This is a genomic window from Pseudomonas sp. No.21 (genome assembly GCF_054558415.1).
In genome coordinates, this window is the sequence record NZ_BAAJNO010000024.1 from 1 (window position 1) to 19,118 (window position 19,118).

General features: G+C 67.2%; 18 protein-coding genes, 1 other RNA gene and 1 pseudogene. 9 read left to right on the plus strand and 11 right to left on the minus strand.

The annotated features are described in order from the left end of the window. On the plus strand, positions 1–392 hold a 392-nt coding region (locus tag ACYJSS_RS29500), incomplete at its 5' end, for a calcium-binding protein (RefSeq protein ID WP_459481182.1). 39 nt (positions 393–431) lie between these two features. Here the strand turns inward: ACYJSS_RS29500 and ACYJSS_RS29505 are convergent. Then, positions 432–998 (minus strand): TetR/AcrR family transcriptional regulator, encoded by a 567-nt coding sequence (locus ACYJSS_RS29505; protein WP_111263441.1) that lies wholly within the window; start codon positions 996–998, stop codon positions 432–434. Between the two features lie 90 nt (positions 999–1,088). Between ACYJSS_RS29505 and ACYJSS_RS29510 the strand changes: the two genes are divergently transcribed. The 3 genes from ACYJSS_RS29510 to ACYJSS_RS29520 all read left to right on the plus strand — a co-directional run bounded on the left by ACYJSS_RS29510 (position 1,089) and on the right by ACYJSS_RS29520 (position 4,267). Further along, positions 1,089–2,279: an MFS transporter gene (locus tag ACYJSS_RS29510; RefSeq protein WP_111263440.1), complete on the plus strand. Its 1,191-nt coding sequence runs from the start codon at positions 1,089–1,091 to the stop codon at positions 2,277–2,279. 154 nt (positions 2,280–2,433) lie between these two features. Beyond that, positions 2,434–3,567: a thiolase family protein gene (locus ACYJSS_RS29515; RefSeq protein ID WP_111263439.1), complete on the plus strand. Its 1,134-nt coding sequence runs from the start codon at positions 2,434–2,436 to the stop codon at positions 3,565–3,567. Between the two features lie 130 nt (positions 3,568–3,697). After that, positions 3,698–4,267, plus strand: coding sequence for a TetR/AcrR family transcriptional regulator (locus ACYJSS_RS29520; protein WP_111263438.1), 570 nt, complete (start codon positions 3,698–3,700; stop codon positions 4,265–4,267). A 45-nt stretch (positions 4,268–4,312) separates the two neighbouring features. On the opposite strand, the gene fabF is transcribed toward ACYJSS_RS29520, so the two are convergent. The 4 genes from fabF to ftrA form a co-directional block, all read right to left on the minus strand. After that, entirely contained in the window at positions 4,313–5,587 is a 1,275-nt protein-coding gene (gene fabF / locus ACYJSS_RS29525; protein ID WP_236206515.1) for a beta-ketoacyl-ACP synthase II, read from the minus strand. Next, positions 5,587–6,120: a PaaI family thioesterase gene (locus tag ACYJSS_RS29530; RefSeq protein ID WP_111263436.1), complete on the minus strand. Its 534-nt coding sequence runs from the start codon at positions 6,118–6,120 to the stop codon at positions 5,587–5,589. The genes fabF and ACYJSS_RS29530 overlap by 1 nt, the downstream gene beginning before the upstream one ends. Before the next feature lie 112 nt (positions 6,121–6,232). Next, a complete protein-coding gene (locus tag ACYJSS_RS29535; protein WP_111263435.1) occupies positions 6,233–7,381 on the minus strand; it encodes an acyl-CoA dehydrogenase family protein in 1,149 nt (382 codons plus the stop codon). Positions 7,382–7,457: 76 nt separating this feature from the next. Continuing rightward, positions 7,458–8,426 (minus strand): transcriptional regulator FtrA, encoded by a 969-nt coding sequence (ftrA, locus tag ACYJSS_RS29540; protein ID WP_111263434.1) that lies wholly within the window; start codon positions 8,424–8,426, stop codon positions 7,458–7,460. Positions 8,427–8,525: 99 nt separating this feature from the next. Here ftrA and ACYJSS_RS29545 point away from each other — a divergent pair, with 99 nt between their 5' ends. The 4 genes from ACYJSS_RS29545 to ACYJSS_RS29560 all read left to right on the plus strand — a co-directional run bounded on the left by ACYJSS_RS29545 (position 8,526) and on the right by ACYJSS_RS29560 (position 12,973). Beyond that, the gene (locus tag ACYJSS_RS29545) at positions 8,526–8,963 is read left to right on the plus strand and encodes a rhodanese-like domain-containing protein (RefSeq protein WP_111263433.1); all 438 of its coding nucleotides are present in this window, start codon (positions 8,526–8,528) and stop codon (positions 8,961–8,963) included. A 473-nt stretch (positions 8,964–9,436) separates the two neighbouring features. Beyond that, positions 9,437–10,390 carry a TAXI family TRAP transporter solute-binding subunit gene (locus ACYJSS_RS29550; protein WP_236206514.1) on the plus strand — a complete coding sequence of 318 codons (954 nt, stop codon included), beginning with the start codon at positions 9,437–9,439 and terminating at the stop codon, positions 10,388–10,390. A gap of 151 nt (positions 10,391–10,541) precedes the next feature. Then, positions 10,542–12,569, plus strand: a complete 2,028-nt coding sequence (locus ACYJSS_RS29555) for a TRAP transporter permease (protein WP_236206513.1) — start codon at positions 10,542–10,544, stop codon at positions 12,567–12,569. After that, positions 12,566–12,973, plus strand: a complete 408-nt coding sequence (locus ACYJSS_RS29560; RefSeq protein ID WP_111263430.1) for a DUF1850 domain-containing protein — start codon at positions 12,566–12,568, stop codon at positions 12,971–12,973. The genes ACYJSS_RS29555 and ACYJSS_RS29560 overlap by 4 nt, the downstream gene beginning before the upstream one ends. Positions 12,974–12,995: 22 nt before the next feature. Here the strand turns inward: ACYJSS_RS29560 and recR are convergent, their stop codons facing one another. The 3 genes from recR to dnaX form a co-directional block, all read right to left on the minus strand. Beyond that, positions 12,996–13,595 carry a recombination mediator RecR gene (recR, locus tag ACYJSS_RS29565; protein ID WP_111263429.1) on the minus strand — a complete coding sequence of 200 codons (600 nt, stop codon included), beginning with the start codon at positions 13,593–13,595 and terminating at the stop codon, positions 12,996–12,998. Between the two features lie 107 nt (positions 13,596–13,702). After that, entirely contained in the window at positions 13,703–14,029 is a 327-nt protein-coding gene (locus ACYJSS_RS29570) for a YbaB/EbfC family nucleoid-associated protein (protein WP_111263428.1), read from the minus strand. 11 nt (positions 14,030–14,040) lie between these two features. Further along, positions 14,041–16,209: a DNA polymerase III subunit gamma/tau gene (gene dnaX / locus ACYJSS_RS29575; protein ID WP_111263427.1), complete on the minus strand. Its 2,169-nt coding sequence runs from the start codon at positions 16,207–16,209 to the stop codon at positions 14,041–14,043. Between the two features lie 145 nt (positions 16,210–16,354). Between dnaX and ACYJSS_RS29580 the strand changes: the two genes are divergently transcribed. Further along, positions 16,355–17,086: a substrate-binding periplasmic protein gene (locus tag ACYJSS_RS29580; protein WP_111263426.1), complete on the plus strand. Its 732-nt coding sequence runs from the start codon at positions 16,355–16,357 to the stop codon at positions 17,084–17,086. Between the two features lie 26 nt (positions 17,087–17,112). Here the strand turns inward: ACYJSS_RS29580 and ffs are convergent. The 3 genes and pseudogenes from ffs to ACYJSS_RS29595 all read right to left on the minus strand — a co-directional run. After that, an RNA gene (gene ffs / locus ACYJSS_RS29585) (signal recognition particle sRNA small type) lies at positions 17,113–17,209 on the minus strand. Between the two features lie 104 nt (positions 17,210–17,313). Next, on the minus strand, positions 17,314–18,018 hold the full coding sequence (locus ACYJSS_RS29590) for a methyl-accepting chemotaxis protein (protein ID WP_412071731.1): 705 nt from the start codon (positions 18,016–18,018) through the stop codon (positions 17,314–17,316). Between the two features lie 153 nt (positions 18,019–18,171). Next, positions 18,172–19,029: pseudogene (locus tag ACYJSS_RS29595) on the minus strand (MCP four helix bundle domain-containing protein); the annotation flags it as partial. Between the last annotated feature and the right edge of the window lie 89 nt (positions 19,030–19,118).

Here is a 19,118-nt window from a genome sequence, read left to right on the forward strand (position 1 = left end):
ACGACAGCCTCACTGGCGGCTACGGTAATGACACCTACTTGTTTGCCAAAGGAGATGGCCAGGACCTGGTAGCCGATGCAGGCGGCAACGACACCCTTCTCTTCAGCGAAGGCATTTCCGCCAACGACATCTGGCTCCAACGCAACGGCAGCAACCTGGAACTGACCCTGCGTGACTCCCCCGACAAGGTCACCATCAGCAACTGGTACTCCAGCACCTCGAACCACATCGAGACCATCAAGTCCGGCGACGGCAAGACCCTGCTCGACAGCCAGGTGCAGAACCTGGTCAACTCCATGGCGGCCTTCGCGCCGCCTGCGGGTGGCAATTCCAACCTGACGCCCGAGCAGAGGGCGCAGCTGGAGGTGGTGATCGCCGCGAACTGGCAGTAACCGCTGAGTAAATGAACAAGGCCCCTCACGGGGCCTTGTTCATTTCCGGGGTTTGGAATTGTTCAGCGCACCATCCACCCATCCCCTCACCTGCTCGGCACTGGGGGCCTGTGGAGCGAAGAGGATGCGGTAGATCATCGGGGCGACCACGGCGTCGACCAGCTGATCAGCACTGGGGGCCGCTTCGCCGCGTTGGGCGGCGCGGTCGAGGATGAGTTGCAGCTGGCAGCGGACGAGGTCGGCGCATTGGCCGGGGTAGTCGCCGGCCAGATCTGAGACGACATCTCGAATCAGGGTGCGGCCGAGCTCGGAGCTCATCTCGTCGAGGTATTGCTCGGCCCAGGCGTGCAGGTCGCCGGCGAGGGTGCCGGTGTCCTGGGGCTCGCCAGGGAGCATGCGCTCCAGGGCGACGTCGGCGAGCAAAGCGGAGAGGTCGCCCCAGCGGCGGTAGATGGTGGAGGGCGTGACGCCCGCGCGGGCGGCGATCTGCGGGACGGTGAGGTCGGCGCGGTCACGCTCGTCGAGCAGTGCGCGCACGGCGGCGTGGATGGATTCCTGCACTCGGGCGCTGCGCCCACCGGTGCGACGGTTTTCTTTGATGGCCATGGCGGCGGACCTTAACACAAAGAATTTGCGTTAAGGAATTTCTGCGCGCAGACTGCGCAAACGCAATGTCTTAGCTTTAGTGAGCCCATCATGGTCCAGACCGCCGATACCTGCCTCGACCAACGCCACGCCCGCAGCGGCATCGCCTTGTTGGCGAGCACGCTGCTGAGTTTCCTGGCCGCGTCCAGCGCGCCCACCCCGCTCTACCCGGTGTACCAGGCACATTGGGCCTTCAGCCCGGCGATGCTGACGCTGGTCTTCGCCATCTATGCCTTCAGCCTGCTGGCGGCGCTGCTCACCCTGGGCAAGCTGTCCGATTACCTGGGCCGGCGGCCGGTGATCCTCTCTGCCTTGTTACTGGAGATGCTGGCGATGGCGCTGTTCATCGAGGCCGATGGCGTCGCCTGGCTGCTGGCGGCGCGGGTGATGCAGGGGTTCGCCACGGGGATGGCGACCAGCGTGCTGGGGGCGGCGCTGCTGGATCGCAACCCCGAGCGCGGGCCGCTGTTCAACAGCGTGGCGCCGCAGCTGGGCATGGCGTGCGGCGCGCTGGGTTGCGGAATGCTGGTGGAGTGGGCGCCCTGGCCGTTGCACCTGGTCTACCTGGTCCTGCTGCTGGTGTTCGCCGCCCAGGCATTGCTGGTGTGGTGGCTGCCGGAATCCATCTCGCGCCGCCCGGGTGCCATCGCCTCGCTGCGTCCGACCCTGAAGGTACCGCCCCAGGCCCGAGGCGCGCTGTGGCGCACGCTGCCGGTGAACGTCGCGGTCTGGTCCCTGGGCGGCTTCTACCTGTCGCTCGCGCCGTCGCTGATCCGCGCGGCCACCGATTCCAACTCGGCGCTGGTGGGCGGGCTGGCGGTAACGGCGCTGACCCTGAGCGGCGCCCTGTCGATCCTGTGGCTGCGCCAGCACACGGCGCAGCAGGTGCTGCGCATCGCCACCGCCCTGCTGCTGTTAGGAGTGAGCGCCATGCTGGTGGCCGTGCAGGCCGGCTGGCTGTGGCTGTTCCTGGTGGCCTCGCTGGTGGCCGGCGGTGGCTTCGGCTCGGGCTTCCTCGGCGCGCTGCGCAGCGTGATGCCATTGGCTCATGCCCATGAGCGCGCCGGGCTGATGGCCACCTACTACGTGATCAGCTACCTGGCGTTCTGCGTACCGGCGCTGCTGGCGGGGGTGTCGGCGCGCCACTTCGGATTGGTGGCGACCGCCACGGGGTTCGCGCTGGTCCTGATCGGCCTGATCCTCGTCGCATTGCAGGGCGTGTTGCGGCCCGAGCGCGCCTGAGGCAAGGCCCCCCGTCCAGCCGACGATTGGATTACACCCGTAATATACAAGCGTTTGAATTACGCATATCATCCTAAGCACGCGCCCCATCGGATCGCTCGAACCCCGGCGCTCCCGCCGGCTCCGCCCGGCCCAACCAGCAAGGACCCGAGATATGCAATCCATCGTCATCGCCGGTTTCGCCCGCTCGCCCTTCCACTTCGCCAAGAAGGGCGGGCTGATCAACATCCGCCCGGACGACCTCGCCGGCCAGGTCGTAAAAGGCTTGGTGGATCGCCTGGACATCGACCCCAACGAGATCGAGGACCTGATCCTCGGCTGCGCCTACCCCGAGGCCGAACAGGGCATGAACCTGGCACGCATCGTCGGCTTCCTCGCCGGCCTGCCGCAGAGCGTGGCCGGGGCGACGGTGAACCGCTTCTGCGGCTCGTCCATGACCGCTATCCACTTCGCCGCCGGGCAGATCCAGCTCGACGCCGGCGAGGCCTTCATCTGCTGCGGCGTGGAATCCATGACCCGCGTGCCCATGGGCGGCTTCAACATCTCGCCCAACCCGCGCCTGACCAGTGGCGAGATCCAGGCCTATATCCCCATGGGCCACACCGCCGAGATCGTCGCCGAGCGCTACGCCATCAGCCGCGTGGACCAAGAGGCGATGGCCATGCAGTCCCACGGGAAGGCTGCCGATGCGCGCCTGCGCGGCCTGCTGCAGGACGAAATCATCACCATCGAGACGCCCGACGGCCCGGTTACCGAAGACGGTTGCATCCGCCCCGGCACCAACGCCGAGGCCCTGGCCCAACTGAAGCCGGCGTTCGGTGGCAGCGTGACCGCCGGCACCGCCTCGCCGCTGACCGATGGCGCGGCGGCGGTGTTCGTCTGCACCGAGGCATTCGCCCGGCGCTGGAAGCTGGACATCCTCGCGCGCATCAAGGCGGTGGCTGTGGTCGGCTGCGCACCGGAGGTGATGGGCATGGGCCCGCTGCACGCCACCCGCAAGCTGCTGCAGCGCAGCGGCCTGTCGGTCAATGACATCGACCTGTTCGAGATCAACGAAGCCTTCGCCAGCCAGGCACTGGCCTGCATCCGCGAACTGGACATCGACATCGCCAAGGTCAACCTCGACGGCGGCGGCATGGCCATCGGGCACCCGCTGGGCGCCACCGGTGCACGCATCACCGGCAAGGCCGCCTCGCTGCTCAAGCGCACCGGCGGCCGCTACGCCATCGCCACCCAATGCATCGGTGGCGGCCAGGGCGTGGCCACGCTGCTGGAAAGCGTCGAGTGATGCGCCGGGGAGGTGCGAATGCGCCTCCCCTTTCGTCGGCCATCGGCATTGCTGCGACGGCAACTGCATACAGGCGGTGAATATGGAATTACAATCGCCATACTAACGCCCGGAATTTGAGGCCACTGCCATGCGCTACTCGGAAGACCACAAGGCCGAAACCCACAAACGCATCATCGCGGAAGCTTCCCGCCGCTTCCGCGCGGACGGCATCGACGCCACCGGCCTGCAGCCGCTGATGAAGGCATTGGGCCTGACCCACGGCGGCTTCTACGCCCACTTCAAGTCCAAGGATGCCCTGGTGCAGGAAGCCCTGCGCGCGGCGGCCAACGACGCCAGCGGCCAGTGGGCTAAGGTGCTCGCCAAGCCGGAGCCGCTCAAGACATTGTTCAAGCGCTACCTCTCGCCGGAACACCGCGACCACCCGGACGCCGGCTGCCCGCTGCCGACCATGTCGTCCGAACTGGGCCAGCGCGGCCAGGCCAGCCCCATCAGCGACGAGGTGGTGGGCAACCTGCTGAGGATGATCGAGAAGGAAACGGGTGACCCGCAGGAAGCGATGGCGATGGTCGCCACCATGGTCGGCGCACTGAGCCTGTCCCGCAGCGTCGCGGACGAGGCCCTGTCCAAGCGCATTCTCGACGACGCCTGCAGCAACCTGACCGCACGCCTGGAAGAGAAGAAAGGCGGCAAGGCCTGAGCCCGCCGCCAGGATGCCCATGAGCGGCCGCAAGGGCCGCTCCGTTCAACCCATCCAGCGCCGGAACAGCGCGCTGGCATTCACCCCGCCGAAACCGAAGCCGTTCGACAGCGCGTAGTTGATGGTCATCGGCCGCGCCGCGCCATGGACGATGTCCACGCCGGCGGCGTCTTCGTCCGGCTGTTCGAGGTTCAGGGTCGGTGGTGCCACCTGGTCGCGGATGGCCAGCACGGTGAAGATCGCCTCCAGCCCACCGGCAGCGCCAAGCAGGTGCCCGGTGGCGGATTTGGTGGCGGAAACCGCGATCCCACCCTCCGCGCCGAATACAGCCTTGATCGCCGCCAGCTCACCCTTGTCGCCCACCGGCGTGGAGGTGGCATGGGCGTTGAGGTGCTGGATCTGCCGCGGCTCGATGCCGGCCTGGGCGATGGCGGTGCGCATGGCACGCTGGGCGCCGCTGCCGTCCTCCGGCCCTGCGGTGAGGTGGTAGGCGTCGGCACTGGTGCCGTAGCCCACCAGTTCGGCAATGGGCGTGGCGCCACGTGCCAGGGCATGGTCGAGTGATTCGATCACCAGCATGCCGGCGCCCTCCCCCATGACGAAGCCATCGCGACGGCTGTCGAAGGGCCGGGATGCCTGCTCGGGATGGTCGTTGAAATCGGTGGACAGCGCACGGGCTGCCGCGAAGCCGGCCAGCGCCACGCGGTCGATCGACGCCTCGGCGCCGCCGCACAGGGCGATGTCCACCTCGCCGGAGCGGATCATCCGCGCCGCATCGCCGATGGCCTGCACGCTCGCGGCGCAGGCGGTCACCGGGGCGCCGATGGGGCCCTGGAAGCCATGACGGATGGACACGTGCCCGGCGGCCAGGTTGACCAGGAAGGAGGGAATGGTGAAAGGCGACAGGCGTCGCGGGCCACGGCCGTCGGTGGTGCGCACGGCGTCGGCGATGGCACCGAAGCCGCCGATGCCGGAGCCGATCACCGTGGCGGTACGGACCTTCTTCTCGTCGCTGTCGGCGACCCAGCCGGCCTGCTGCAAGGCTTCATCGGCGGCGGCCAGGGCGAAGAGGATGAAGCGGTCCATCTTCTTCTGCTCCTTGGGCGGGGCAGCACTGTCGGGGTCGAAGCCACCCTCGGGGTCTTCCTCCCGCGTCGGTACGCTGCCGCCGACCTTGGTCGCGAGATCCCGCACGGTGTCTTCGGGCAGGGCACGCAGGCCCGAACGCCCAGCCAGCAGGCGCTGCCAGGCGGTTTCCACGCCGCAGCCCAGGGGCGAAACCAGCCCCATGCCGGTGACGACGATTCGTTGCGAGTTCATCATTTCCCTCCAAGTATCAAGCAGGTCGTGGAGCCGGTGGCATAGAGCTTCCCGTCCACGTCATAGATGCGGCCCTCGGCCAGTGCGGTCGAGCGGCCCACGTGGATGATGCGCCCTTCCGCCCTCACCGGCCCGGTGTTCACGGTCATGGCCCGCACGTAGCTGATGCGCAGGTCGGTGGTGGTGTAGCCCTGCCCCGGCTTGACGTGCATATGGATGGCGCAGCCCATGCAGGAATCCAGCAGGGTCGCCGCATAGCCGCCATGCACGGTGCCCAGGGGATTGTAGTGACGGGCATCCGGAACGCCCTGGAACACGAAGCGCTCTTCTGACCATTCGATGGGCACGAAGCCCATCAGTTCACCTATCGGTGGCGAAGGCAGGTCGCCCCGGCCGATGCCGTCGAAGAACTCTCGCGGGCTCAGTTGCACCACCTCGGACATGCTCAGGGTGCCGGGCTTGAGCCGCGCGCACATGGCGCGCTCGGCTTCCAGCCAGGCCTGCAGCTTCTCTTCACGGCTCGATTCGCTCATGGCGCTTTTCCTTCTCGCTCGGCCCGCGGGCCCGATTTGAATTTCGATCATCATATAACGAGGCGCAGGGCCTCGCGCAAGGCCACCCGATGGGCGCCTCGCGCGGGCGGGATCAGAGCCCCATCTGCTTGCTGATGATCTCGTTCATGATCTCCCGCGAGCCACCGCCGATGGAGAGGATGCGGTTGTCGCGGTAGAGCCGTTCCACCAGGCTCTCGCGCATGTAGCCCATGCCACCGAGCAGCTGCACGGCGTCGTAGGTGACCCGGTCCGCCACGTCGGTGGCGAAGTTCTTGGCCATGGAGATTTCCTTGATCACGCTCTTGCCGGCGGCCATCTTCGCCGCCTGGCGGTAGGTGAACTCGCGGGAGACCTCGACCTGGGTGGCCATTTCCGCCAGGCGATGCTTGAGCACCTGGAACTTGCCGATGGGCTTGCCGAAGGCTTGCCGCTCGCGGGCCCAGCGCTCGGCTTCTTCCAGGGCCATCTGTGCGGTCATGTTGGCCATGATGGCCAGGGCCAGCCGCTCGGACTGGAAGTTGGCCATGATGCAGGCGAAGCCCATGTTCTCGACGCCGATGAGGTTGCCTGCCGGCACGAGGCAATCCTCGAAGAACAGTTCGGCGGTGTCGGAGGCCCACCAGCCCATCTTCTTCAGCTTGCGGCCCACGCTGAAGCCGGGGGTGCCCTTCTCGATCAGCAGCAGGCTGACGCCGCCGAAGCCGTCGCCGCCGGTGCGCACTGCCACGGTGTAGTAGTCGGCGCGCACGCCGCTGGTGATGAAGGTCTTGCTGCCATTGACGCGGTAGAAGTCCCCCTCGCGCACCGCGCGGGTCTTCAGGTTGGCCACATCCGAACCACCGGACGGCTCGGTGATGGCCAGGGCCATGATCTTCTCGCCGGCCAGCACCTGCGGGGCGATGCGCTCGCGCAGTTCGGGGCGGCCCCACTTGATCAGCGGGGGCAGGCCGATGTCCAGGGAGCCCAGCCCGGCCACCAGGCCGCCGGAGCCGCTGCGCATCAGCTCCTCGCTGGCCGCCACCTTGGCGAACAGGTCGCCCTCGTGGCTGCCGCCGTACTGCTCGGGGTAGCCGATGCCGAGGATGCCGGCGGCGCCGGCCTTGAGGTAGAGCTCACGGGGGAATTCCTCGGCCTCCTCCCAGTCGCCGATGTGCGGGAGGATCTCCCGCTCGACGAAGCGGCGCACCGAGTCGCGCACCAGTTGATGGGAGGGGTCGAAGTATTCCTGGCAAGCGGACATGGTGTGGCTCCCTGTTTGAGTCAGAGAAACTTACCGAGCGCTTGCTTGGTTTTCAAGGCGTGACATGCGCCATCGATCAGGACGTATGCGCCGCTCCGAAGCGCTCCCGATAGACCGAAGGCGGGAGCCCGACGGCGTTGCGGAAGGCCACGCGGAAGCTCTCCACCGAACGGAAGCCGCACAGCTCGGCGATACGCTCGCTGCCGTCGACACCGCTCTCCAGCAGCTCGCGGGCACGGGCCAGGCGTTCGTGCTGCAGCCAGGCCTTGGGCGTCATGCCGGTGGCCTCGCTGAAACGGCGCAGGAAGGTGCGCTCGCTCATGGCCACGCGGCGTGCCAGTTGGCTTACTTCCAGGGGCTCGTGCAGGTGCTGCCGGGCCCACTGCATCAACGCCGAAAGATCGTTTCGCGGAGCACGGGCCACGGGTGCGGGAATGAATTGCGCCTGCCCGCCGGCACGCTGGGGCGACATCACCAGGCGTCGCGCCACGGTATTGGCCACCTGGGTGCCGAAATCCCGCGCCACCAGGTGCAGGCAGGCGTCGATGCCGGCGGCGCTGCCCGCCGAGCTGATCAGTTGGCCGGCATCGACGTAGAGCACCTCGGGGTCCACCTCGATGGCGGGGAAGCGTCGCGCCAGCTCCTCGGCATAGCGCCAGTGGGTGGTGGCGCGCCGGCCATCCAGCAGGCCGCTGGCGGCGAGGACGAAAACGCCGGAGCAGATGGACACCAGCCGCGCGCCACGGGCATGGGCGTCGCGCAGTGCACTCAACAGCCGTTCGGGCGGTGCCTCGGCACGGTCGCGCCAGCCGGGAACGATGATGGTATGCGCCTCGGCCAGGCGCTCCAGGCCCGCATCGGCCAGCACCTGGATGCCGCCCATGGCGCGCATGGGGCCGTCGTCCAGGCCGACGATGCAGTGACGGTACCAGGGAAAATCGAACTCGGGCCGAGGCAGGCCGAAGATCTCCACGGCGATGCCGAATTCGAAGGTGCAGAGGCCGTCGTAGGCGAGGATGGCCACCAGGCCGGGGTCGTCGTTCAATTTGGCGGAAACCTACCAGTCACTGTCCTGCCCGCCACTGTAGAGCAGGAAGGCCGCTGGATACAGTGGCGCCATCAAACCAACCGATGGAGAACCACCATGCCCAGCCTCATCAGCCAGTTCCCCGCCGCCGCTCCCGATGCGGCCCTGGCCCACTTCACCCAGCGCCTGGCCTTCGAGACCGATTGCTCGGACGTACATGCCAGCCAGCAGGCCGGCGAGGTCGACTACGTGCTGGTCGATGTGCGTGGCGAAGCAGCCTACGCCGCCGGCCATGTGCCGGGCGCGATCAACATCCCCCATCGGCTGATGACCGCCGAATTCATGGCCCGCTACCCGCGTGACACGCTGTTCGTCGTCTACTGCGCAGGCCCCCACTGCAACGGCGTGCACCGCGCCGCCGTGCGCCTGGCCGGGCTGGACTTCGCGGTGAAGGAGATGCTCGGCGGCGTCACCGGCTGGCTGGACGAGGGGCTGAGCCTGATCACGGCGACTGACGCCGCTGCCATCGGTCAAGGCATCCCTTGTGCGTGTTGAGGTGGGAGCGCCGTAGCCGCGCGTCCCTCACTGGCTTGCGTGGGGCGGACCTGGAGGGGGCGCTCCGCCATGCACCCCCGCGCTCGGCCGCGCCCCTGGCGAGCGGATTCATGCGTACCAGAGACAGCCGATAGACAGTTTCCCCCCAGCCAATCACGTTCCTCTGACTCCACAAGCCGAGCTGCAGACGTTGCGATGGCTGGCAAGGCACCTGCAGTATCGGCTGGGTTACCGCGCTCGATACTGCCGATACCGCAGTCATGACAACGACAAGAGGTCAGCACGCGTATAGACGCCCATCCCCCGGCAGCACGCCGGAGGCCTGCCTTCGCCGCCTTCTTGCCGTCCCTGTCCCTCGTTGTGAGCTGCACCGGCGTTCCTGCGCGGCGGGTGATGTTCGCGCCTGCTCGTGGCCGGCCGACGTCGTCTAAGGTGTAGCTCTGCATAAATCCAACAACGACGGAGAGACCTCCATGCGACTGACCAAGAAACTCAGCCTGTTCGCTGCTGCCGCGGCCTTCACGGCCAGCACTGCGGCCTTGGCTGCGCCCACCTTCATCAACGTACTGACCGGCGGCACCAGCGGTGTGTACTACCCGATCGGCGTGGCGCTGTCCCAGCTGTACAGCAACGGCATCGCCGGGTCGAAGACGTCGGTGCAGGCGACCAAGGCGTCGGTGGAGAACCTCAACCTGCTGCAAGCCGGGCGTGACGAACTGGCCCTGGCGCTGGGGGACTCGGTCGCTGATGCCTGGAACGGCGTGGAGGATGCCGGCTTCAAGGCTCCGCTGAAGAAGATCCGCGCCATCGCCGGGACCTACCCCAACTACATCCAGATCGTTGCCAACGCCGAGTCGGGCATCCATTCGCTGGCGGACCTGAAGGGCAAGCGCATTTCCGTCGGCGCGCCGAAGTCCGGCACCGAGCTCAACGCCCGCGCCATCTTCAAGGCCGCCGGGCTGACCTACGAGGACATGGGCAAGGTGGAGTTCCTGCCCTACGCCGAGTCGGTGGAGCTGATCAAGAACCGCCAGCTCGATGCCACCCTGCAATCCTCCGGGCTGGGCATGGCGGCCATCCGCGACCTGGCCTCGACCATGAAGATCCGCTTCGTGGCCATCCCGCCGGAGGTCACGGCGAAGATCGACAACGCCGCCTACCAGGCGGCCACCATCCCGGCGGGCACCTACGACGGCCAGGACACGGACGTCCCCACCGTGGCCATCACCAACATCCTGGTCACCCACAACGGCGTGCCGGACGAGGTGGCCTACCAGATGACCAAGCTGATGTTCGAGAACCTGGATCGCCTGGGCAACGCCCACTCTGCGGCCAAGGACATCAAGCTGGAAAACGCCACCCAGAAGCTGCCCATCCCCCTGCACCCCGGTGCCGAGCGCTACTACAAGGAAGTGGGCGCCCTGTAGCCCGGACCGGACCCGGGCTGTCGCCCCTCCGCCTTCCCCGGCGCGCAGCGCTCCGGCATTGCCCTGAGCCGGAACGCGACGCGGACCGGGGCACGGCGTTGCGGCGCCGGCCCCTGCTTCTCGCATCGATGTCGTGATGAGGCTTCACCCCATGAGTGAACAAGACAACGGCCTGGCTGCCAGTCCTTCCGACTGGCCAAAGGCGCTTTTTGCCGTGGCGCTGCTGTTTTCCATCTTCCAGATCGTCACTGCCGCCTTTCACCCGGTCTCGACCCAGGTGCTGCGTGCCGTGCACGTCGGCTTCCTGTTGCTGCTGGTGTTCATCAGCTACCCGGGGCTCGGCAAGGGCCGCCCCTGGCAACCGCTGGCCTGGCTGCTGGGCCTGGCCGGCATGGCCACGGCGATCTACCAATGGGTGTTCGAGGCGGACCTGATCCAGCGCTCCGGGGACCTGACCACGGGCGACATGGTCGTCGGCCTGAGCCTGATCCTGCTGGTGTTCGAGGCCGCACGGCGGGTCATGGGCATCGCCTTGCCGATCATCTGTGCCCTGTTCCTGGCCTACGGCATGCTCGGCCAGTACCTGCCGGGGGACCTGATGCACCGGGGCTACGGCCTCGACCAGATCGTCAACCAGCTGTCGTTCGGCACCGAGGGCCTGTACGGCACACCGACCTATGTCTCGGCCACCTACATCTTCCTGTTCATCCTCTTCGGGGCCTTCCTCGAGCAGGCCGGGATGATCCGGCTGTTCACCGACTTCGCCATGGGCCTGTTCGGCCACAAGGTCGGCGGGCCGGCCAAGGTGTCGGTGGTGTCGTCCGCCCTGATGGGAACCATCACCGGCTCCGGCGTGGCCAACGTGGTTACCACGGGCCAGTTCACCATTCCGCTGATGAAGCGCTTCGGTTATCGCCCGGCCTTCGCCGGCGGGGTCGAGGCGACCGCGTCGATGGGCAGCCAGATCATGCCGCCGATCATGGGCGCCGTGGCCTTCATCATGGCCGAGACCATCAACGTGCCGTTCTTCGAGGTGGCCAAGGCGGCGCTGATCCCGGCGCTGCTGTATTTCGCCTCGGTGTTCTGGATGGTGCACCTCGAAGCCCGCCGTGCGGACCTTAGGGGCTTGCCGAAGGATGAATGCCCCAACCCCTGGAAGGCGGTGCGGGAGCGCTGGTTCCTGCTGATCCCGTTGCTGATCCTCATCTACCTGCTGTTCTCCGGCCGCACGCCGCTGTTCTCCGGCACCGTCGGCCTGGCGCTGACGGCCATGGTCATCCTCGGCTCGGCGATCATCCTGCGGGTATCGTCCAAGGCGCTGCGCTTCGCCTTCTGGATCGCCCTGGGCGTGCTCTGCGCCGGCTTCTTCCAGCTCGGCATCGGCGTGGTGTTCGGCGTCATCGGCCTGCTGGTGGCGGCGTGCTGGTTCGTCAAAGGCGGCCGCGAAACGCTGACCCTGTGCCTGCACGCCCTGGTGGAGGGTGCGCGCCACGCAGTCCCGGTCGGGATCGCCTGTGCCCTGGTCGGCGTGATCATCGGGGTGGTGTCGCTGACCGGAGTCGCGTCCACCTTTGCCGGCTACATCCTCGCCATCGGCCAGGACAACCTCTTCCTGTCGCTGGTGCTCACCATGCTGACCTGCCTGGTGCTGGGCATGGGCATCCCGACCATTCCCAACTACATCATCACCAGTTCGATCGCCGCCCCCGCCCTGCTGGACCTGGGCGTCCCGCTGGTGGTCTCGCACATGTTCGTCTTCTACTTCGGCATCATGGCCGACCTCACCCCGCCGGTGGCCCTGGCCTGCTTCGCCGCTGCGCCCATCGCCAAGGAGCGCGGCCTGAAGATCAGCCTGTGGGCCGTGCGCATCGCCGTGGCCGGCTTCGTCGTCCCCTACATGGCGGTGTACTCGCCCGCGCTGATGCTGCAGGGCGACAGCCTGCTGGCGACGCTGTATGTGGTGGCGAAGGCGGTGCTGGCCATCGGCATCTGGGGGGCGGCGTTCACCGGCTTCCTGCACGCCCGCCTGGCCTGGTGGGAACGCGGGCTGGGTTTCGCTGCCGGTGCCAGCCTGATCCTCGCCACGCCCATCAGCGATGAGGTGGGCTTCGCCCTCAGCGCCCTGTTCGTCGCCCAGCACCTCTGGCGTGCCCGGCGTGCCGGGGCGAGAACGACATGATCGGCTTGTGCCTGGGCATGGCCGGGGCGGTGTGGGCGGAGATGCCCGTGCCGTCCTTCACCCTGGCCTGGACCCACACCATCGAGAAGATCCGCTGGGAGGAGGACTACCGCGTCACCGCCGAGGGGTTGTTGCTCGGCGAAGCGCGGGTCAAGGGCTCCGGTGCCGGCATGGAGATTCCCGAGGGCGCCGTCCTGCGTGAGGGCAGCTGGCATTACCAACGGCAGATGCCACCCTTGCAGCCACTGCGCGTCGGTCGCACCCCAGAAGCGGGGGACTATCTGCTGTGCATCAACCAGCGCTGTCGCCCACTGAGTGACTGGCTCGGCCCACCAACGGCGAGCCAACCGGCGCTTGAACTGTGGAGCTGCGAGCAGTCCGCGGGCGATCCGGGGACGGGCTAGACGCCTCCCGCGCGAGGCCGGATCAGAGGCCGATGGGCCGGCGGCCGGCCAGGGCGTGGGTCAGGGTGCCGCCGTCCACCAGCTCCAGCTCGCCGCCCAGCGGTACACCGTGGGCGATGCGCGAGGCGATCAGGCCCTTGGGCGCCAGCAACTGGGCGATGTAATGGGCAGTGGCCTCACCTTCGACCGTGGGGTTGGTGGCGAGGATCACTTCGCTGAAGGCGCCGGCGTCGACCCGCGCCATCAGTTCGGGAATGCCGATGGCTTCCGGGCCCAGGCCATCGAGGGGCGAGAGGTGCCCCTTGAGCACGAAGAAACGCCCTCGGTAGCCGGTCTGTTCGACGGCGAACACGTCCAGCGGCCCTTCCACCACGCACAGCAACGAATCGTCGCGGCGCGGGTCGGCGCATTGCGGACAGAGGTCGTCCTCGCTGAGGGTGCGGCACTGCTTGCAATGCCCCACGCCTTCCATCGCCGAAGTCAGCGCCTGGGCCAGGCGCAGGCCGCCGCTGCGGTCACGCTCGAGCATCTGCAACGCCATGCGCTGGGCAGTCTTCTGCCCTACACCGGGCAGGATGCGCAGGGCGTCGATCAGTTGGCGGATCAGCGGACTGAAGCTCATCGAGAAGTCTCAAAGATGAAGGCTGGAAGCTGGAAAGAGTCGGGAAAATCGTGCCAGGCCACGCGCTTCTGCTTGAAGCTTGCGGCTTGGCACTTGGAGCTATTTGATCAGAAGGGCATCTTGAAGCCGGGCGGCAGTTGCATGCCGGCCGTCATGCCGGACATCTTTTCCTGGCTGTTCTGCTCGATCTTGCGCACGGCGTCGTTGACGGCGGCGGCGATCAGGTCTTCGAGGATTTCCTTGTCTTCCTGCATCAGGCTGTCGTCGAGGGTGACGCGCTTGACGTCATGGCGACCGGTCATCACCACGCTCACCAGGCCGGCACCGGACTGGCCGGTGACCTCGGCATTGGCCAGCTCTTCCTGCATCTTCTGCATCTTTTCCTGCATCTGTTGGGCCTGCTTCATCAGGCCTGCCATGCCACCCTTCATCATGATGGTTGTCCTCAGCGGTCAAGGGGTTCAATGGTGTCCGGGCGAACGCTCGCGCCGAACTGTTCGATCATCTTCTGTACCAGCGGGTCGAGCGCGATGGATTCCTCGGCGTCGCGCTGGCGGGCAGCGCGCTTGCGGGCGGCGGCCTGGGCGGGGGTTTCCTGCTCGGGCTTGCGCACCTCCACTTCCAGAACCAGGGTACGCCCGTGGTACTGGTTCAGCGCATCGTTGATACGACGCTGCTGGTTGGCGTTGAACAGGGCGCTCTGCGCCGGGTCGAGGTGCAGGCGCCAGACATCGCCCTCCACGGAGACCAGGGTGCAGTTGGCCGCGATGTTGCCGGTGAGGCCGCTGATGCCCAGGCGCGGGAACAGGTCCAGCCACTCGGCGGCGAGGCCGGTGGCGGGCTGCGCGGCGGGTACGACCTCAGGCTCCAGGACAGGCTCGGGGTCGGCGACCGGCAGCTCGTCCATGTAGGCGATGGAGTCGACATCGGCCTCGTAGTAGTCGTCATAGTCGCCGGGCGGCGGCTCGTCGTCGTCCGCATCGTCGATGGCGACGGGCTCGGGAAGCGCCTGGGCGGCAACGGGTTGTGACACGGCAGGTGATTCGGCAACAGGCTCGGCGAGGGGAGCGGCAATCTCCACCGCCGGAGCAGGCAGCTCGATGGGCTCCTCCACCGGTACAGGCTCGACGGTGGCAGTCGCGGCCTGCGCAGGTTCGGCCGGACGCTCTTCCCACGGCAGGTCGATCACTTCGGCCGGGGTGACAGCGGGCTGAGCGGCCTGGACCGGCTCGGCCACTGGCTGCGACGCAGTCTCCGCGACGGGAGCCGCCTCGACCACGGCGGGTGCAACCGGTGTTTCGACGACGGGAGCCGCAGCCACCGGCTCCGGCGCGACCGGGGCCGGTACGACGGCAGCAGGCGCGACCACGGGCTCGGCAACCGGCTGGGGAGCCGCTACCGTCGCGACGGGGGATACGGGAGCAACCGGCGCCACGATGCTGGCGCCGGCCACTGGGGTGTTCGAGGAATCAGCCGTGGCCTTGCTGATTCCCGGGTCCTTTAGCGTGACCCTCGGAGCGCCGTCCACATCCGCTGGACGGAAAGCCAGCATGCGCAGCAGCACCATCTCGAAGCCGCCGCGCGGGTCCGGCGCCAAGGGCAGGTCACGACGGCCGATCAGGCCCATCTGGTAATAGAACTGCACGTCTTCGGCAGGCAATGCCTCGGCCAGGGCCAGTACGCGATCACGGTCGCCCTGGCCGTTGTCCACCGCGTCCGGCAAGGCCTGGGCGATGGCGACACGGTGCAGCACGTTGAGGATCTCGGCGAGTACACCGCTCCAGTCCGGCCCCTGCTCGGCCAGGTGACGGATGGCCTCCAGCACGCCACGGGCATCGCCCTGCAGCAGCGCATGGAGCACGCCATAGACCTGGCCATGGTCGAGCGTGCCGAGCATGGCGCGTACGTCGGCAGCCAGGACCTTGCCTTCGCCAAAGGCGATGGCCTGGTCGGTGAGGCTCATGGCATCGCGCATCGAGCCGTCGGCGGCACGCCCCAGGAGCCACAGGGCATCGGGCTCGAACGGCACGTTCTCGGCTCCCAGGACGTGGGTCAGGTGCTCGACCACACGCTCCGGCGGCATGTTCTTCAGGGAGAACTGCAGGCAGCGCGAAAGGATGGTGACGGGCAGCTTCTGCGGGTCGGTGGTGGCCAGCAGGAACTTCACATGGGGCGGCGGCTCTTCGAGGGTCTTGAGCAGCGCGTTGAACGAGTGCGTGGAGAGCATGTGCACTTCGTCGATGAGGTAGACCTTGTAGCGACCACGGCTCGGCGCGTACTGCACGTTGTCCAGCAGTTCGCGGGTGTCCTCGACCTTGGTACGGCTCGCGGCGTCCACCTCGATCAGGTCGACGAAACGGCCTTCGTCGATCTCGCGGCACACCGAGCACTGGCCACAGGGCGTGGAACTGATGCCGGTCTCGCAGTTCAGGCACTTGGCCAGGATGCGCGCGATGGTGGTCTTGCCCACGCCACGGGTGCCGGTGAACAGGTAGGCATGGTGCAGGCGCTGGTTGTCCAGGGCGTTGATCAGGGCCTTCAGCACATGGGTCTGGCCGACCATTTCGCGGAACGAGCGCGGACGCCATTTACGTGCAAGAACCTGATAACTCATTGAAAACCGTCGCAGCTGGGAAATCGGAAGGGGCTAATGCTAGCGGAGCAAACCGCAAATTGCATCCGATGCGAAGTGCTCTATTTTCATCGGATGAGACTAGGGGCATTGTGAACGCTCCTCCACGCCCCTGCGAGGGAGCCCGATGCGTCCATTGCTCCTCCTCCCGCTGCTGGTTTCCAGCGCACTGGCCTTCGCCGAGCCGGCACCCTTGCGCTTTTCCGCGGTGGACAGCTGGGCCATGCCCGTGGCTCAGATCGAGGGCAACGAGCTGACCGGCGGCATCCTCTTCGACATCATCCAGGGGCTGAGCCAGCGCCTCGGCCGCCCCCTGGAAGTCGACGTGCTGCCGCGCACCCGCGTCCAGCTGGCGCTGGAGCACGGCGACATCGACGTGCGCTGCTACGTGAGCCCCAACTGGATGGGGGACCTGGGCGTGAATTACCTGTGGAGCGAGCCGATCCTGGTGCAGCGCGACCTGCTGGTGAGCGCTCCCGACAACGCGCTTCCCGTCGACCCGCAGCGCTTGCCGGCACAGAGCATCGGCACCGTGCTGGGCTATGCCTACCCGAGCCTGCAGCAGCGCTTCGATAACGGCACCCTGCAACGGGACGACGCGCGCAACCAGGGCCTGGTGCTGCAGAAGCTCGGCGCGGGCCGCTACGACTATGCGGTGAGCAGCGAGCTGGCGCTGAAATGGTTCAACCGCGGCATGCCGGCAAGCGAGCGCCTGGCGGTGGTGGCGGTATTGGAGGAGGAACCCGTGGCCTGCCTGGTGCGCAATGCACCCGAGATACCGGCGAACGAGATCGTGCGTGCACTGGCGCGCATGCGGACATCGGGGGAGATAGAGAGAATCGTGTCGCGCTACCGGTGAATCGCAGCGCTGGGAGATGGGGGTGACCCTACCAGCCACACCCCGGCACACAATGTTCCCGCTGTGGCTGCTTCCTTCCGGATCTGACCAGGTTCACGGGTAATCGTTGCGGGGGGACCGGCAGGGCCACCATAACGCAGCTCGCCAGATCGGCGAGCCGCGCCATTGTACCGGCTCTTCGCCAACTTACAACTGCTAAAAACATTTCCGTTACAAGCACTTGCGGCTCATACCCGGAAGCGCCCGACCAGTCTCGCGAGGCCACTGGAAAGCTCGGACAGGTGCCGGCTCGCCTGGGTGCTCTGCTCGGAGGTCTGCGCGGCTTCGTTGGACAGGTCGCGGATGTCGCTGATGTTGCGGGCGATCTCTTCGGTCACGCTGCTCTGCTCCTCGCAGGCGGTGGCGATCTGCGCGGCCATGTCGTTGATCCGCTGCACCGAGTCGCCGGTGTCCGAGAGCGCCTGGTCGACACCTGCGGCACGCTCGACGCTGTCACGGGCCTGGACGCTGCCCGAGTGCATGGCCTTCACCGCGTTCTGTACGCCGACCTGCAGGCGCTCGATCATCTGCTGGATGTCCTTGGTGGAGTCCTGGGTCCTTGCGGCCAGGGCGCGGACCTCATCGGCCACGACGGCGAAGCCCCTGCCCTGCTCGCCCGCCCTTGCTGCCTCGATGGCCGCGTTGAGCGCCAACAGGTTGGTCTGGTCGGCGATGCCCTTGATCACGGCCAGCACGGCGCCGATGTTGGCGGTCTCCTGCTCCAGCGTGCCGATGGTGGTGGAGGCGCTTTCCACTTCCTGGGCGAGCTGGCGGATCGCCTTGATCGTCGCGCCCACGACCTGCGCCCCCTCGCGGGACTGGTTCTCGGCGAAGCGCGCGGCATCGGCGGCGTTCTGCGCATTGCGCGCGACCTCATGGACGGCTGCGCTCATCTCGGTAGCGGCGGTGCTGACCTGGTCGACCGCGGCGTGCTCGCTGCTGATCAGCCGATCGTTGGCGGCCGCGAGCCCGGCCAGGCTTTGCGCCGAGTCGGCCACCTCGCCGGTCACCCGGCCGACCTCCCTGATCAAGGGCTGCAGCTTGTCGAGGAAACGGTTGAAGGCATGGCTCAGCTTGCCCAGCTCGTCACGCGAGGTGACATCGAGCCGTACCCGCAGGTCGCCGTCGCCATCGGCGATCTGCTCGATGCGCTCGAGCAGGCGGAGCAGCGGCCGGGTCACCAGGGTGGGGAAGCCGATCACCAGCACCAGGCAGATGCCCAGGCCGATGACGATGATCACGCCCTGCTGCCAGCTGCGCGCCTCGCCGATGGCGATCGCCCGCAGCCCTTCGGCGTTGGCCGCGCTGTCTTCGAGCTCGCCCAGCTTGTCGATGGCATCGCGCATGGCCTGGAACTGGCTTTCACTGTCGCCGAAGCTCAGGGCGCTGGCGGCATCCGGGTCGGACGCGGCGAGCTGGACCACCTTGAGTGAGGTGACCTTCCACTTCTCGAAGCCGCTGTCGAACTGAGCGATCAGTTGGCGCGCGTCGGCACCGGTACTCATTTCGGCGTACTTGTGCACGCGGTCATAGGCTTGCTGCAGGTTTTCCGCATGGTCGGCCTTGAGTTGGTCGATGTGCGCCCCGGCACTTTCATCCAGCAGGCTGCGCTCGGCAGTGAAGGCCTGGTAGAGGTCACGGTCGGCATTGAGCAACAGGCTGATGGCCGGCAGGTAGCGATTGGTCAGCTGCTTGCTGGAGTCCGCGACCTGGGACACGCCCTGCATGCCCAGGCCGCCCATGAGCACCAGGAGGACCACCAGGAGCAGGATCGGCAGGGCGATCTTCCAGCGAAACCCCAGATCGGCAAAGGCACGTAGCATGGTGGATCTCCGCGATGTCATGGCGATGTAACAGCAAGCGTAGACGGCCCGGAACGGCCTGTCGGCCCCGTCACGCCGCATCCTGGCGATGAGCGGAAACACTTCGTCGCCGGCCTGACACGGCTTTTGTGCTAGCGTGCCGCCGGCTTCGCCACCGGGCCCGCTACCAT